At 44.4% G+C, this 14,677-nt stretch carries 16 protein-coding genes; 8 read left to right on the top strand and 8 right to left on the bottom strand.

What is annotated here, in order from left to right; genetic code table 11:
• Nucleotides 1-34: 34 nt before the first annotated feature.
• Nucleotides 35-349: a hypothetical protein gene (locus tag ACHWTJ_RS07020; protein ID WP_035396953.1), complete on the bottom strand. Its 315-nt coding sequence runs from the start codon at nucleotides 347-349 to the stop codon at nucleotides 35-37.
• A gap of 204 nt (nucleotides 350-553) precedes the next feature.
• Between ACHWTJ_RS07020 and ACHWTJ_RS07015 the strand changes: the two genes are divergently transcribed.
• The 3 genes from ACHWTJ_RS07015 to ACHWTJ_RS07005 all read left to right on the top strand — a co-directional run bounded on the left by ACHWTJ_RS07015 (nucleotide 554) and on the right by ACHWTJ_RS07005 (nucleotide 2,276).
• Nucleotides 554-1,036, top strand: a complete 483-nt coding sequence (locus ACHWTJ_RS07015; protein ID WP_064299696.1) for a GNAT family N-acetyltransferase — start codon at nucleotides 554-556, stop codon at nucleotides 1,034-1,036.
• Nucleotides 1,037-1,161: 125 nt separating this feature from the next.
• A complete protein-coding gene (locus ACHWTJ_RS07010; RefSeq protein ID WP_294745765.1) occupies nucleotides 1,162-1,860 on the top strand; it encodes a queuosine precursor transporter in 699 nt (232 codons plus the stop codon).
• A gap of 59 nt (nucleotides 1,861-1,919) precedes the next feature.
• A complete protein-coding gene (locus ACHWTJ_RS07005; protein ID WP_294741061.1) occupies nucleotides 1,920-2,276 on the top strand; it encodes a PilZ domain-containing protein in 357 nt (118 codons plus the stop codon).
• A 68-nt stretch (nucleotides 2,277-2,344) separates the two neighbouring features.
• Here the strand turns inward: ACHWTJ_RS07005 and ACHWTJ_RS07000 are convergent, their stop codons facing one another.
• Nucleotides 2,345-4,015 (bottom strand): alpha-glucosidase, encoded by a 1,671-nt coding sequence (locus ACHWTJ_RS07000; protein ID WP_394679301.1) that lies wholly within the window; start codon nucleotides 4,013-4,015, stop codon nucleotides 2,345-2,347.
• Between the two features lie 224 nt (nucleotides 4,016-4,239).
• Between ACHWTJ_RS07000 and ACHWTJ_RS06995 the strand changes: the two genes are divergently transcribed.
• The 3 genes from ACHWTJ_RS06995 to ACHWTJ_RS06985 are packed head-to-tail and all read left to right on the top strand — an operon-like array spanning nucleotide 4,240 to nucleotide 6,179.
• Entirely contained in the window at nucleotides 4,240-4,857 is a 618-nt protein-coding gene (locus ACHWTJ_RS06995) for a hypothetical protein (protein WP_294741057.1), read from the top strand.
• A gap of 48 nt (nucleotides 4,858-4,905) precedes the next feature.
• Nucleotides 4,906-5,700 (top strand): thymidylate synthase, encoded by a 795-nt coding sequence (locus ACHWTJ_RS06990; protein WP_294741055.1) that lies wholly within the window; start codon nucleotides 4,906-4,908, stop codon nucleotides 5,698-5,700.
• Nucleotides 5,697-6,179 carry a dihydrofolate reductase gene (locus tag ACHWTJ_RS06985; protein WP_394679300.1) on the top strand — a complete coding sequence of 161 codons (483 nt, stop codon included), beginning with the start codon at nucleotides 5,697-5,699 and terminating at the stop codon, nucleotides 6,177-6,179. The genes ACHWTJ_RS06990 and ACHWTJ_RS06985 overlap by 4 nt, the downstream gene beginning before the upstream one ends.
• A 45-nt stretch (nucleotides 6,180-6,224) precedes the next feature.
• Here ACHWTJ_RS06985 and ACHWTJ_RS06980 read toward each other — a convergent pair whose 3' ends face one another.
• Together ACHWTJ_RS06980 and fumC are read right to left on the bottom strand one after the other, a co-directional pair.
• Nucleotides 6,225-7,742 (bottom strand): diguanylate cyclase, encoded by a 1,518-nt coding sequence (locus ACHWTJ_RS06980; protein ID WP_294741051.1) that lies wholly within the window; start codon nucleotides 7,740-7,742, stop codon nucleotides 6,225-6,227.
• Between the two features lie 80 nt (nucleotides 7,743-7,822).
• Nucleotides 7,823-9,217: a class II fumarate hydratase gene (gene fumC / locus ACHWTJ_RS06975; RefSeq protein WP_294745751.1), complete on the bottom strand. Its 1,395-nt coding sequence runs from the start codon at nucleotides 9,215-9,217 to the stop codon at nucleotides 7,823-7,825.
• A gap of 116 nt (nucleotides 9,218-9,333) precedes the next feature.
• Here fumC and ACHWTJ_RS06970 point away from each other — a divergent pair, with 116 nt between their 5' ends.
• On the top strand, nucleotides 9,334-10,638 hold the full coding sequence (locus tag ACHWTJ_RS06970) for a hemolysin family protein (protein ID WP_394679299.1): 1,305 nt from the start codon (nucleotides 9,334-9,336) through the stop codon (nucleotides 10,636-10,638).
• Here ACHWTJ_RS06970 and ACHWTJ_RS06965 read toward each other — a convergent pair.
• The 3 genes from ACHWTJ_RS06965 to ACHWTJ_RS06955 are packed head-to-tail and all read right to left on the bottom strand — an operon-like array spanning nucleotide 10,624 to nucleotide 13,179.
• Entirely contained in the window at nucleotides 10,624-11,025 is a 402-nt protein-coding gene (locus ACHWTJ_RS06965; protein ID WP_294741047.1) for a reverse transcriptase-like protein, read from the bottom strand. The genes ACHWTJ_RS06970 and ACHWTJ_RS06965 overlap by 15 nt on opposite strands.
• Nucleotides 11,018-11,977 (bottom strand): GTP-binding protein, encoded by a 960-nt coding sequence (locus ACHWTJ_RS06960; RefSeq protein WP_294741046.1) that lies wholly within the window; start codon nucleotides 11,975-11,977, stop codon nucleotides 11,018-11,020. Before ACHWTJ_RS06960 ends, ACHWTJ_RS06965 begins: the two co-directional genes overlap by 8 nt.
• A gap of 11 nt (nucleotides 11,978-11,988) precedes the next feature.
• A complete protein-coding gene (locus ACHWTJ_RS06955) occupies nucleotides 11,989-13,179 on the bottom strand; it encodes an HD domain-containing protein (protein ID WP_294749748.1) in 1,191 nt (396 codons plus the stop codon).
• A gap of 142 nt (nucleotides 13,180-13,321) precedes the next feature.
• On the opposite strand from ACHWTJ_RS06955, the gene ACHWTJ_RS06950 reads away from it, so the two are divergent.
• The gene (locus ACHWTJ_RS06950; protein ID WP_294741042.1) at nucleotides 13,322-13,807 is read left to right on the top strand and encodes a hypothetical protein; all 486 of its coding nucleotides are present in this window, start codon (nucleotides 13,322-13,324) and stop codon (nucleotides 13,805-13,807) included.
• A 272-nt stretch (nucleotides 13,808-14,079) separates the two neighbouring features.
• Here the strand turns inward: ACHWTJ_RS06950 and ACHWTJ_RS06945 are convergent, their stop codons facing one another.
• Nucleotides 14,080-14,646 (bottom strand): deaminase, encoded by a 567-nt coding sequence (locus tag ACHWTJ_RS06945; protein ID WP_294741040.1) that lies wholly within the window; start codon nucleotides 14,644-14,646, stop codon nucleotides 14,080-14,082.
• Nucleotides 14,647-14,677: the final 31 nt, after the last annotated feature.

The following is a 14,677-nucleotide window of genomic DNA, read 5'->3' as shown; positions in this document are numbered from 1 at the left end:
TCCTCCACAAAAAAATAAGCTAGCCGGAGCTAGCTCATTTCTTTTTCTTCAATAATCCTTCGATATCTTCAATCAATGCTTTTTTCGAAATCAGGTCTTCTTGCTTTTCCTGTTCGACTTTTGCATCGACCGTCGTCCGCTTCATGAGTGCCTGAAGCGTCTCATCAATGCTTGACTTCAGATGATCGCGGTCTTCTTTATTAAGGGAAAGATCATGGTGAACTTCATCCCCTTGTTCATCTAATTGGCGTAAGCGTTCCGTCAATTGTTTCGCTTCACGATTCAAGTCCGAATACAATCGTTCGATTTGCTCTAGACGCAATTTGATTCCGTCACGTTCTGTGAACACGTTTTCCAGCCCCTTCCAGTATGCAGTTGTCTACATCATTACTTTACCATATTCCACGGGAATTAAAACAATCACAAGATGATTACAGAATGACTTTTTTTATATTTGTCACTACGCATCGGCTTTAGTTAATTTTTGCAATTGCACGGAGGGTATCGCTATAATGTAAACGAAGCATCAATTGGGATGAGGGAGGATTTTGTGATGGAATTGAGACGTCGAACATTACGTCATGTCGATCAAGCTGAGTACGATCATTTCTTGAAGTATGGCGAACAAGCATATGGACTGACTCCGCAAGAAATCAAAGGGTATGACCATGAGCTTGGAGAAGAGCGGGCTTTTGATTCCGTCGAGCACAGTTATCCTGAAGATTATTACTTTGATATCGTTGAAGCGGATACGATCGTGGGGCGGGTTCTGCTCTTAAAAATGGGTCACTACTTCCAACTCGACTTCATGGTGTTTGATCCCTATACGCGTCGGGGTCTAGCTACTCAAGCAGTTGCTGAAGCATTGACGTATTCCGGGGTACTAGATCGTCACGAAGTACGCGCGCGTGTCCTTGAACAATCACCGCACGCTTCGTTTGCAAAACGAATTTTGGAAGCGAATGATTTTACGTCGACAGAGAACTATTACGTCAAAGGAAGACGTCGTCGGTACTCTCTGCAACGAATGGGCTAAAGAACGTCCGAAAGACCATGGAACTCATGGTCTTTTTTTAATGCCCTTATCGCTTCATCACCTTTGACAGTTGATCGATTTCAGCGTACAATTTTCATCTGTATGAACAGAAAGGAGTACATCTCATGAACGAATGGTTATGGATCCCTTCCATTTTTTTAACGATGGGATTATTGATTTTCAGTTATTATTTATTTGGTAAGACAGGATTGTTGATGTGGATTGCCATCGCAACAATCATTGCAAACATCCAAGTTACACAAACCGTTGATATTTTCGGTTTCGTCTTTACGTTAGGGAACGTCGTGTATGGCAGTTGTTATCTAGCGACAGATATCCTCAATGAAAAATACGGAAAACAGGTCGCTCGTAAAGGCGTCTATATGGGGTTCTTCTCCCTGATCACGACGACCGTTCTCATGCAGTTCAGTCTCTTATATACACCACTTGCTGATAAGGCTGCACTCGAAACATCCGATTCCTTGCATTTATTGTTTGGACTCTTACCATGGATTGCTGTTGGCAGTCTTGCCGCTTATCTCGTCTCGCAACTATTTGATGTCTTTATTTATTCAAAGATCCGTCAGAAGACCGGCGAACGTAAACTTTGGTTACGGACGACAGGGTCAACCGTTTTAAGTCAGTTGCTTGATACGTTGACGTTTTGTGCGATCGCCTTTCACGATATGCCCTTCTCCATCTGGTGGCAAATATTCCTTACGACATATCTCGCAAAATTCGTTGTCGCTTGGTTCGCGACACCATTCATGTATTTAGCTAAGCGTATCCATCCGACGAAACGATCAACAGACGCTGCTGCATGACCTAAAAAAAGCTAGAAGACTTGACGAAATTGTCGGATAATGGGAGAGGAGGTGCCTACATGAAAATCAAACGGAATGAACCATTTCGATATACGCTAAAAAAACCAATAACAGGTGAATTTCATTTATTGAAAAATGACCAGCGTACTCCTAATGGACTGATGAAAATTCATAATATCTCACCGAACGGACTAGCAATCAGCACGGAATTAAAACTCCCCCTTCTGAAATCAATGAAAATTGTTGTTGAGTTCTCATTGATCGAGGGGCAAGAACCCTTGTGCATCGAAGGTCAACTACTGCATGAAAAGCCAGTTGGTCCCGAGAGACTGTATGGCATCCGCCTCTATCCGACTTCGACAGATCGGGAGACGATCATCGCTCAGGTTAAACAAGTCGCTCAATTGGAACGATAACGAATCACTGCAAAAAGAGGCACTGCTCACGCGAATGAGCAGTGCCTCTTTTATTTGTACGGATGAAATTATGCTTTAAACGTACGGAAGACGATAGCTTCGTATGGTCGTAACGTAAGTTCATCTGTAATGACTGACTCTTCGTAGTTTCCGATGACGCGATCTGACGTATCATGCGTAAATGGAATATTCACATCATGGTCAGCAAACGAACAGTAGACATACCATGTCTCCTCTTCAAGCGTTCGTGAGTAGGCGTAGACTTGCGGATGATCTTCGAGTAAGAGTTCATAGCGACCATAGACGACCAGTTCATGATCATGTCGTAGACGAATCAACTGTTGATAGTAATAAAAGATGGATTGTTCATCTCCAAGTGCCTGTTCGACGTTGATTTCCGGATAGTTCGGATTAACCTTCAACCATGGTGTTCCCGTCGAGAAACCAGCATTTTCTGATGCATCCCATTGCATCGGTGTCCGAGCATTGTCGCGCCCTTTGATGTGAATCGATCGTAACAGTTCAGCAGGAGATGCCCCTTGTTCCGTACGTTCTTTCCACATGTTCCGAATTTCGATATCTTCATAGTCCGCGATATCTTCAAAAGCGACGTTTGTCATACCGATTTCCTCGCCTTGATAGATATATGGCGTCCCTTTTAACAAATGCAATAATGTAGCGAGCATTTTAGCCGACTCGACGCGGTACGTCGTGTCATTTCCGAATCGACTAACGACGCGGGGTTGATCGTGGTTGTTCCAATAGAGCGAGTTCCAGCCCGTCTCATGTAACGCCGTCTGCCATTTGGTGAAGTTTTGCTTGAGTTTGAGTAAATCAAACGGAATGACGTCCCATTTCCCATTCGGACCTGAATCGAGATCCATATGTTCGAACGTAAAGACCATGTTAACCTCATTACGTGCCGGATCCGTATAAAGGATGGCGTCATCTGTCGTTGCTCCCGGCATCTCACCGACTGTCAGAACATCGTACTTGCCGAATGATGCTTCGTTCATCTCATGTAGAAATTCATGAACACGCGGTCCATTGATATAGTGTTCTCCACCATCCCCATACAGTGCTCCTGGATGGACCGTCGCATCTGGTAATCCGGGTGTTTTCGAAATCAAGTTGATGACGTCCATTCGGAAACCATCGATTCCTCGATCCAACCAACGACGAATCATCCCGTACACATCGTGACGCATCTGTTCATTTTCCCAATTCAAGTCAGGCTGCTTCTTCGAAAATAAGTGTAAGTAATACTCGTTTGTTGTTTCATCATATTCCCAGGCAGGACCAGAGAAAATCGAACCCCAGTTATTTGGTAACGAACCGTCTGGATTTGCTGGGCGCCACATGTAATAATCCCGATACGGATTGTCCTTGCTTTGACGCGATTCCGCGAACCATTGATGTTCATCTGACGAATGATTGATGACGAGGTCCATGACGATTTTGATATCTCGTGCATGTGCCTCATCTAAAAGACGATCAAAATCATCCATCGTTCCGAATTCCTTCATGATAGCTTCATAATCTCGGATATCATAACCATTATCGTCATTCGGTGAATCATAGACAGGACTTAGCCAAATGACGTCGATGCCAAGCGTCTTTAAATAATCCAACTTTTCGATGATCCCGTTCAAATCACCGATTCCATCTCCATTTGAATCATTATAACTACGTGGGTAAATTTGATAAACGACACTATCATGCCACCATTTACGTTCCATCCTCAACACTCTCCTCTTTTATGTACGTAACGTGCTACATATTGAGCAAACGATTGCACCAATTTGTAAAAGCGCTTTCAATTCTCACAACGTCATCTTAACATGTCCATGAGAGGGGCTCAAGCAAGAACCTCAACATATTTGATATCATGAAATATGAAATCCAAGTGTTTACTACATCCAAGATGATGGGAAAGAAAGGTATGAGAAAGGAGTGTGGACAAATGTATCGTCGATATTTGCTCTTCCTTGTCTGGGCGATTGCTATTGTCTTCATCTTATTATTTGGAAATAATCGTGTCTTTCCAGAAGGTTTCTTGATTTCGTTTTTACGTTTCGACCAAAGTCAATTTGATACATCCGCGTTAAGTTTATTTGCCTTACTCGGTATTTATCCGTTCGCTTTCTTTTTACTATTTCTAGATGAGAAACGATTCATGCGCCCCGGACCGCTCGTCGCAAGTATTGGATCGTTCTTCTTAGGTGCCTTCGTGTTGATGCCTTATGTCGCCCTCGCTATTCCAAGGAAAACGTTTCTTCCTTTTCGTCGTCGGGGATGGATTCCTACCGCCGTCGCCTTACTTAGCGTCGTGACGACATTATTACTTTGGATTGCTCTTGCTCGATCGGATTGGAGTATATTCCGCATCTACTTTGAGACCAATCAATTCGTTCGAACGATGACCGTCGATTTGTTATTATTCTACATTCTGCAAGTCTATTTGCTCCGGCGCATTCGTCTTCGGAATGCACAGACATTAGAGTGGCAAGACGTGATTCCGCTCTTTGGTTTATTCCGTTATCTGTTCGCAAGACATTTACCGACATCCTCAAAATCTTAATTTATGGTACAATGAAATTTGGATTTTTTTAAAAGGAGCTGTCATCCGATGGAACAATATCATGCACTTTGCAAACACATTTTGGAACACGGAACAAAAAAGGAAGACCGGACGGGAACAGGGACTCTCAGCGTGTTTGGTCACCAAATGCGCTTCTCCCTTCAAGATGGCTTTCCTCTCATTACGACGAAAAAGCTACATATGAAGTCGATCATCCATGAGTTGATTTGGTTCATCTCAGGCGATACGAATGTTCGTTATTTACAGGAAAATGGTGTGCGAATTTGGAATGAATGGGCCGATGAGAACGGAGATTTAGGTCCTGTATACGGTGCACAATGGCGCTCTTTTCCACGTCCAGATGGTACAACGGTCGATCAACTCGCACAAGTCATTGAACAGATTAAGACGAATCCGGATTCTCGTCGTTTGATCGTCAGTGCTTGGAATCCTGGACAAGTCGATGAGATGGCGTTACCGCCCTGTCATCTCTTGTTCCAATTTTATGTCGCTGACGGAAAACTATCATGCCAATTGTATCAACGTTCAGCTGATGTTTTCCTAGGCGTACCATTTAATATTGCATCTTATGCGTTACTGACACATATGATTGCACATGTGTGTGGACTTGAAGTTGGTGACTTCGTTCATACGCTTGGTGACGCTCATATCTATTCAAATCATATTGAGCAAGTCAATCTTCAGTTGACGCGTACCCCGAAAAAATTACCAACGCTTCGCTTCGCTCGAACAGTCGATCGTATCGAAGACTTCCGCTTCGAAGACATCATCATTGAAGGCTATGATCCTGATCCGCACATTAAAGGTGTGGTAGCCGTATGATCACACATATCGTAGCGTATACGAAAAATCATGTCATCGGTCGTGACAATGCGATGCCTTGGCATCTTCCAGCTGATTTGGCTCACTTCAAGCGTACAACGATTGGCAAACCGATCATCATGGGACGAAAGACGTTCGAATCCATCGGACGGCCGTTGCCCGGTCGAGAGAACATCGTCATTACGCGTGATCAGACGTTTGTAGCCGAAGGTGTAACGATATGGCATGATCTATCTGCTTTACAACCATACATCGATTCAGAAGAAGAAGTCTTTTTGATTGGCGGAGGAGAACTATTCGCTCAAACACTTCCTCTCGTACGACGCATCTATGTGACAGAAATTGATGCGACGCTCACAGGAGATGTACATTATCCCGATATCCCTCCTACGTTTCAGATCATGTCTGAAACGCATCATGATGCGGTAGACGGAAACGATTACCCCTTCGTTATTCGTCAATATGATCGATCATTATAAAATCAGCCTCATCCTTCCAAATACCGGAAGAATGAGGCTGATTTTTCATGGAATTTGCATGATCCACTCCGTGATCCATTCCTCCGCTTGTTGGTCTACATGTGATGCCATCACATAATCCGTTGCCCCTCGAGATAATGATTCCGCAAGACGGTCATCTTCTTGCTCCGCCACGACTAACATATCAATGATTGATTCTCGTTGTTTTCTCCATTCTTCTAGTCGCTGAAAGTTCTCAATTGCTAATTGATCAAGCGAAAGAATTGCCAATTGTAATGGTGCAGTCCGCTGATCGTCTAGTGGAATCACTTCGAAGTGATATTTCGGATGATCGGGCAAATCAAACTGACGGATTTGATTAAGCAGCCCTTCTTCGACACGGATATATACGGATGATTTTTCAATCGATATCGCTGTCGAATAGGAGATGACTTGATTACGTCCATTACGTTTTGCTTGATATAACGCCTCGTCCGCCTCTGCCGTTGCCTGAGCAAGTGAAGTATGTACATCTAATGAAAAAGACAGACCAATCGAAACAGTGACTTTTAATCCATTCGCAAAAATATGTCGTTCGACGCGTTCCCGTATTTTATTTATACTCGTGACTGCTTGAGACAATGTTTCTGCTGAAAACAGTAAAATGAATTCCTCACCACCAAATCGGATGAATTCATCGTCGAGACGAGCTGCCTGTTGAACTACGGTTGCTAGTTCGGAAAGAACTAAGTCCCCCGTCGGATGTCCATGTAAGTCATTGATTCGTTTAAAATGATCAAGATCAAAAATCGCCAGTCCAAATGTTCGTTGTTCTCGTTCCAGTCGCGCTAAACGGCGATCAAATGCACTCTGGAGATATTTCCGATTATACGCACCTGTCAATTCGTCAACCAAAATCGTCGATGATACGACTCTTAGTTTTCGTAAAAGCCGCGCAAGGCGGACATGACGCTCTTCGTTCATCACGGTTTCATCCCAATAGTCATCGGCACCCATCTCATAACTAATCTGACGAACTTTTGACCTACTTGGACCAACGATAATGACCGGAACGAATGAGGATTCCATCTGCTTCATAAGTTTTTTGAACAGTTCCATTGAATCAACGATACATGCGTAATCGATGATGACGGCGTCCATCGTAATGTCGTGCGAAATGGATAATGTATCTTCTACAGAGCTAAAAAATCGTGACATATAGCGCGCTTGTTCCAATGACTTTTTCCATTTGATATTTTCAAGAAAACGTCTTGTCACAGTGACGACTAATTCCTTTCGAACCCGATTAGCACGTGAGCGCTCCGATAACTGATCGACGATGGGCTGCAATAATTCTTTGACGCTTGGCTGATCAATGATAGCGTCTATCCGTTCCCAAGTGACCTTTTCACGGCTCACCTGATCGGCAAGTCCCTTAAAGAGATCCTCTCTGCCGAGTCCTTCCATCCAGCTCGCTAAGGCAAGCAATTCTGTACGTGGTACGGTCGGCATCCGTAATAATGTCTCCACCATGATGATTGTTTGTTGCAGTTGCTTTTCTGCCCGCTTTCGATTTCGCTCCATGCAATCCCCTCTCTTTCTATAGACCCGAAGAACATACCTCGGATAAAGAGAAAGCGAGGGAAATCCCCCGCTTTTTCAACTCACGCTTTTAAGTTCGGACGGACCATGTCTGCTGGTACGATCCATTGATCATATTGTTCTTCTGTTAATAAACCAGTCGCAAGTGCTGCTTCTTTTAATGTCGAACCTGACTGATGCGCTGCCTTTGCGATTTTCGCCGCATTCTCATATCCGATATGCGGGTTGAGTGCAGTGACAAGCATCAACGAACGTTCGACGTTCTCAGCGATGACGGACTGTTCTGGTTCGATTCCGATCGCACAGTGGTCATTGAACGAATGCAAGGCATCTGTCAGTAAACGAACCGATTGTATGAAGTTATACATGATGACCGGCTTAAAGACGTTGAGTTCAAAGTTTCCTTGACTTGCAGCAAAACTAATCGTCGCATCGTTTCCAAGGACTTGTGCTGCGACCATCGTCAACGCTTCACTTTGAGTCGGATTAACTTTCCCCGGCATGATTGAGCTTCCCGGCTCATTTTCAGGAATCGTGATTTCGCCGATTCCTGCTCGTGGACCTGACGCGAGCCAGCGAACGTCGTTTGCGATCTTCATCGCGTCCATCGCTAGCGCTTTGACCGCTCCATGCGTAAAGACGAGTTGATCGTGGCTCGTTAGGGCGTGGAATTTGTTTTCTGCGCTCGTGAATTCATACCCCGTTTCCTCACTCATCTTTTGCGCAGCCAAATCACCGAACTCAGGATGTGCGTTGATGCCCGTCCCGACTGCCGTACCGCCGATTGCTAATTCCGTTAACGGATCAAGCGTCCGTTCGATCATCTGCTTCGAAAGTGCAAGCATCCGGACCCAACCGCTGATTTCTTGACCGAGTGTGATTGGTGTAGCATCTTGCAAGTGTGTCCGTCCAATCTTGACGATATCTGCAAACGCGTTTGCTTTTTCGTCAAGTGTCGCTTGCAACGCATCGATTGCTGGAAAAAGTGATTCCAGTAAGACTGTTTTTGCCGCTAAATGCATCGCTGTCGGATATGTATCATTTGAACTTTGTGATTTATTGACATCATCATTCGGATGAATCGTCGTTTCACTGCCTTGTTCTTTCAACTTGCGTGTCGCGACCCGAGCGATCACTTCGTTGACGTTCATATTGGACTGAGTACCTGAACCCGTTTGCCAAACGACAAGCGGAAACTCATCATCAAATTTCCCCGCGATGATTTCGTCACACACTTCAGCGATGACACCCGCTTTTTCCGTCTCAAGAACGCCTAAGTCGCGGTTCGCAAGCGCCGCTCCTTTTTTCAGAACTGCAAAGGCACGAATGACTTCAATCGGCATTTTTTCCGTTCCGATTTTAAAGTTTTCTAGACTACGTTGTGTTTGTGCGCCCCATTCCTGCGCTTCCGGTACACGGATTTCCCCCATCGTGTCACGTTCTACACGGTATTCCATAAACAAATTCCCCCTTTTGATTACTTCTCTTCTAGTTTACCGGAAAGCTTGCAGAATGGGAATGAGGGAGACAGTTTTGGGGAATAGTTTATTATCGAAAAAGGAGTGAAGATTTCATGTGGTTGATAAATTTAATGATTGTTTTATTATTGATTCTGGCGAATGGTATTTTTGCGATGACCGAACTCGCTTTACTCTCTTCAAAACGGTCGAAATTAGAAAAGGCAGCGGACGATGGTAAAAAATCAGCTTATGTCGCATTAGAGTTACTGGATCGACCGACCGACTTGTTATCGACTGTTCAAGTCGGCATCACGCTGATTGGGATCGTCAATGGTGCATTCGGTGGTGCCGCCCTTTCTGGTCCTGTCATCAACTGGCTCGATCAATTCGGATGGATTGCTCCTTATGCCAGTACGATCGGCTATATTCTTGTCGTGACGATCATCACCTATATTTCGCTTGTTATCGGTGAACTCGTTCCTAAACGTGTCGCGCTTGTCAGTCCAGAACGGGTGACGATGTGGCTCGCTCCACCGATGCGATTCTTCTCGATCGTTCTGCGACCATTCATTTGGGTTCTGAGTAAGTCGACGAGTTCCATCTTCCGCTTAGTTGGTCTTGATCGATTGCAGACGGAAGACGAGACAGAAGATGAAGTCCGACAATTACTGATTCGTGGTACGAAAGAGGGGACGTTCAATCGTTCGGAAGCTGAGCAAGTCTCTCGTGTGTTTGATTTTCATGATTTATATGCGTACGAACTGATGGAGCCACGAACAGTTACAGAGTGGATTGACTTAGCCGATGATCCCGACACCATCTTACAAGAGCTCCGGCAAGCGCGACATCGAAACTTACCGGTTGGTCATGGAGATTTGGATCATTTCGTCGGTTTCATTGACGCAAAAGAAGTACTATCGACGGAACGACCTGTCCAAGAACTTGAACGACTGATTCAGTCTCCGCTCATCGTTCCCCGTCAATTAAAAGCAACCGTTTTACTTGAAAGGATGCGGAAGGAAACTGTATCGATCGCCTTTGTCCTTGATGAATATGGTGGTTTCCTCGGCATGATCACCTTATTTGACATCCTCGAAGCATTCGTCGGTGAGATTTCAAGCGTCGAGGAAGAACCCGAACTTGTCATGCGAAAAGATGGTTCGTTCCTAGCAGATGGGTTATTACACATCGATGATTTAAAGCGAACCCTCGGCTATACAGAAGACTTGCCCGGTGAACAGTTGAACGCCTATCATACAGTAGCCGGTTTAATCCTGTATACGTTAGGTGATGTACCAACGCGTGGTAGTGCTGTCGTGATTGGACCATACCGATTTGAAGTCGTTGACTTAGACGGACGTCGCGTCGATCAAATCCTGATTGAGCGCATCGAACATGAACAATCATGCTTCGTATAATCGTAATGCCTCACGTGCGACACGATCTGCTTTGTTCTCAGACCGTGGAATCCATTTCACGAAGGCGAGTGGTAAGAGTTGATAGCGTTCAAAGGCAGGATCAAAGATCGTCTGCGTTCGTTTGTTCTTGACGAATTCACGTTCGACTGCCAGTGCAACCGCTTCTGAATCCGTCCGAAACGAAATAACACTCTCGCCTTGTGCGATCAGTTCGTGTGCCCACTCGACGGCTTTCGCAAAAGCAATGAATTCTGCTTCATGATTATTGATTGCTTGAATTTGATACATTTTTTCCGTGACTTCGCCTTCGGAACTTTTACTAAAGAGTCCCACCGCGGCTTCATCATTTGAAGGACGGACCGTACCGTCAAAATAAAGTTCAACCATGTTCAATTGCCGCCTCGATTCCTTTTCGTATCGCTTGTTCATCTAGCCCTTTCCCAATGAAAACGAGCGTTGTCTTAGGTTGTTCACTGAACGGTTCTCGAATTGCTGTGCCGTAGATCATACCCGTTCCTTGCAAGATCACCTTTCGATTTGTATCTGCAAAGTGAATGATCCCTTTATAGCGATAGAGATCTTCCGCATACGCTTCTAACACCTCACGCAGGACCATTCCAAATCGATTTCGGTTCAAGGGTCGTTCTTCTACGATCGTCAATGCCGTGAAATCCTCAACCGATTGATGAATCTGATCCGTTTGTTGACTCAGTCGTACTTGTTCTTCTTTCGGAAAATGGAACGTTTCAAATAGTCGATTTGATTCCAGTCGACCCTGTTCCGTTTCAATAATGGCTGCAGAAGGATTTCGTTCGCGCAGTAAAGCGGTCAACGTTTCGCGCTTTGATACATCAACTAAATCCATCTTATTTAAGATAAGGACATCAGCAAACCCGATTTGTTTCACATTTTCTTGGAACGTCAATTGACGATCTAAATGATATGCATCAATGACCGTAACGACACTAGAAATCTGGTAGGACTGTTCAACTGCTGGTTCAAAATAGAACGTCTGAAGAATCGGTCCAGGGTCAGCCACACCTGTCGTCTCAATCAATAATCGATCAAATGATAATTCGCCATCTCGCCGGCGTTTTGCGATCCGTAGCAACGCGTCTCGTAAATCGCCGCGAATCGAACAACAAATACAGCCATTCGTCAGTTCGATCATCTCTTCGTCACTTCGTTCAATCAATGCTTCATCAATGTGAACAGAACCTACTTCATTGACAAGTAACGCAAACTTCTCTGTCGGTTGCGAAACAAGATGATTGAGTAACGTGGTTTTACCGGCACCTAAAAAACCAGTAATGACGGTCGTACGTATTTTGTCTTGCATGATTTCACTCCTTAGCGTCCTTGTTGCTGACGCCATTTTTCTTTTCGTGCATCGAGCAGATCGATTGCATGAAGATACCATGCATCTGCCGTTTGCGGCGTAACACTTGATCCCCACTCGCGTTTCCCATGGTGTGATAATACCATATGCATGAGACGGTGGTAGACCGCTCGTGGTAACCGAATATCTTCTTCACGAAGCGTTTGTTCGAGCACGAAGCATCCGTATGGCATATGACCCATCAACACACCGTCCGGGTCAAGCGCAATGCCTGCTAGTTCTTCTTCTTCTTCCGTTACCTGCAACAGTCTCGAAAAACGATCTGTCGATGCACCTGCATGTGTATATTCCCATAACTTTCCGATGTCGTGCAATAAAATACCGAGCAATAACTCATTCGGATTCGGTCGTTGATCTAACAGCGCAATCCCTTTTGCAGCTTGATAGAGCGCATCAAAACTATCATCCCAAGAAAATTGACGTATCTCTCGTTCAGAGGCTTGGAAAAGTTCATTTTTATGATCAGCTTCTGCTTCTTGAATACATTTGAGTAACGTTAAGTATGGTTGATCACTATCACAAATACCTCGACCAATCGTCAACATACAAGCTGTATGTTTAAGTAATCCACCGATATAGGCATGGTGATGAAATAATGCAGCTGGTCGCGTCGAAAAATCCGCCCAATATTGACGCAATATCGATAGTGCGATTTCGCGGTAAGGCGCATCCAATTGATCAATCAATCCAAGTAACTGATCACGGTACGTTTCAAGCGATTCCCCTGCCGGTAGCTGCGGCAAGAACTGTGTCGGTGAGGCATCATGAATCGGCGTGACGCGTTGAACCGTCAACGATTTATTACCGGACTGCGGCGGATATTCCTCTACCTTCGCCTCGACTCGAACAATTCGTGTCTCGAGATATGGACGGAGTGCCTCTTCTGCTGTTCCTTGATTGATCCATTGCTTTCCCTTACAAGATCCAGCGGGTGAATTGAACGTAAACTGCAGCCATTCTCGTCCGGTTTGACCTGTGCGGATTTCACCCGAGGCAACGAGTAACATTTCTTCGATTCGTTCACCCGGAACGAGCGTATCTAGCGAAAGTCCAATCGGTTGATTCGACTGATTGATGTCAAATGCATCATTTTCATTAGAAGGCATCGTCACTTCTGGAAGCGCCTTGAATAATTGAATCACGTCATCTCACTCCTTTTGTCTTCATTCATATCATAGCAGACACGATTTCTTCACGCCTACTATCAAACATATATTGTAAGCGTTTTCTAAATGAATTATGATGAAACTGGAAGTGAATTTTATGCTTAAAGGAGGAGAAACGATGATTCGACCACTTACTCATTTATACAGCGAGGCTGTCATAACACTCGACGAATGGAGTGCATCTGAAATCGTGACACGCGACCGTATTCGACAAGCTGTTCAATCGTATGATCCGTACAAACCGTATACATCGCATGCATTGGAGCAGTTATTACTTCATGAATTGCGTCATGCTTGTCATTCTGTCCAAGAACAGGGACTATCGTTGGCTGATGCACAAACAGAGCTTCTCATCCTCTCTGCTTTCCAAAGTGACGCTGGTTATCAGGCAGAAGAAATTCAAGATATGTCGCCGACTGCTATTAAACGACATCTTGCTTCTCTTGATGCCGTCTTCAATCGATTGTTACATCAATTATTTTTACATCAGTCGCAACCAGACATTTTATGTCAACGGTTCTTGACGATTCTCGCAGGTGCAGTCGCCACAAAATGCGCAATCCGTGCTAAACGTCTCAAGGAAGCGACACTTGTTCATCCATAACAAAAAAAATCCTGACTCTTAAGAGTCAGGATTTTTCATTCAACGACCTGGCATTCCAGCTCCTTGATTGGCTTTGTATGAAAATGCGGCGTTCCGCTTCGTCATATTCTATAGTCATCATGCCAAACTATTCAAGTCTTGTCAATTCTTTTCTAAAAAAAAGTGGACCGATTTTCGATTGAAAATCAGTCCGAATGGAAGAGTGAATAATTACCATGGCAATGCTTGATTTCATCATACAACGCAATGGAAGCGTTTACAACCCTTTTTCGTTAAATTTTTTCAAGAAAATATTCATTTGCGAGCGGCAAGTGGATGACTTCGATTCCACTTTGTCGCATTAGGTTCAATCCGTCCCCATATTCATAACCTGTCGAATAGACGACACGATCAATTTTTGATGCAATAAGCGCTAAACTACACGCATGACACGGACTATGTGTGACGTATGCTGTCGCATGACGCGCACTCGTCGAATCGGCAGCTAGCTTGCCGAGTGCATTGATTTCAGCATGAATCTCGTGTTGTTTCGACCATTCATGATGTTCCTCTTGATTTTCACAACGATAAAAAAGAATCCCGTTTCGTTCAATCGACTCTTCGGTAATCGAATGGTCAGATTTTGATGTATAGAGGATACCCTCTTGCTTTAAGTAAATTTCATTGCAGTTCACATGTTGACTGGGTGTTCCGTTTATCCCGATTGAAATCGGTTTTTCATCTTTGACGATGACACAGGCAACAGATTTTGAGGCACATTTAGAATGACGGTCTGCCATCATCCGAGCAAATAATAACCAAGTTGTGTCCCATTTCAATTGCTTCTCTTCATTATTCATTCAGAATCCTTCCTTTCATGAAGGAAAGGAA

The sequence above is a fragment of the uncultured Exiguobacterium sp. genome (genome assembly GCF_964277885.1).
In the GTDB taxonomy this organism is placed as follows: domain Bacteria; phylum Bacillota; class Bacilli; order Exiguobacteriales; family Exiguobacteriaceae; genus Exiguobacterium_A.
The sequence above is the reverse complement of the archived record's forward strand: the minus strand, read 5'-3'. Positions and strand labels throughout refer to the sequence as shown.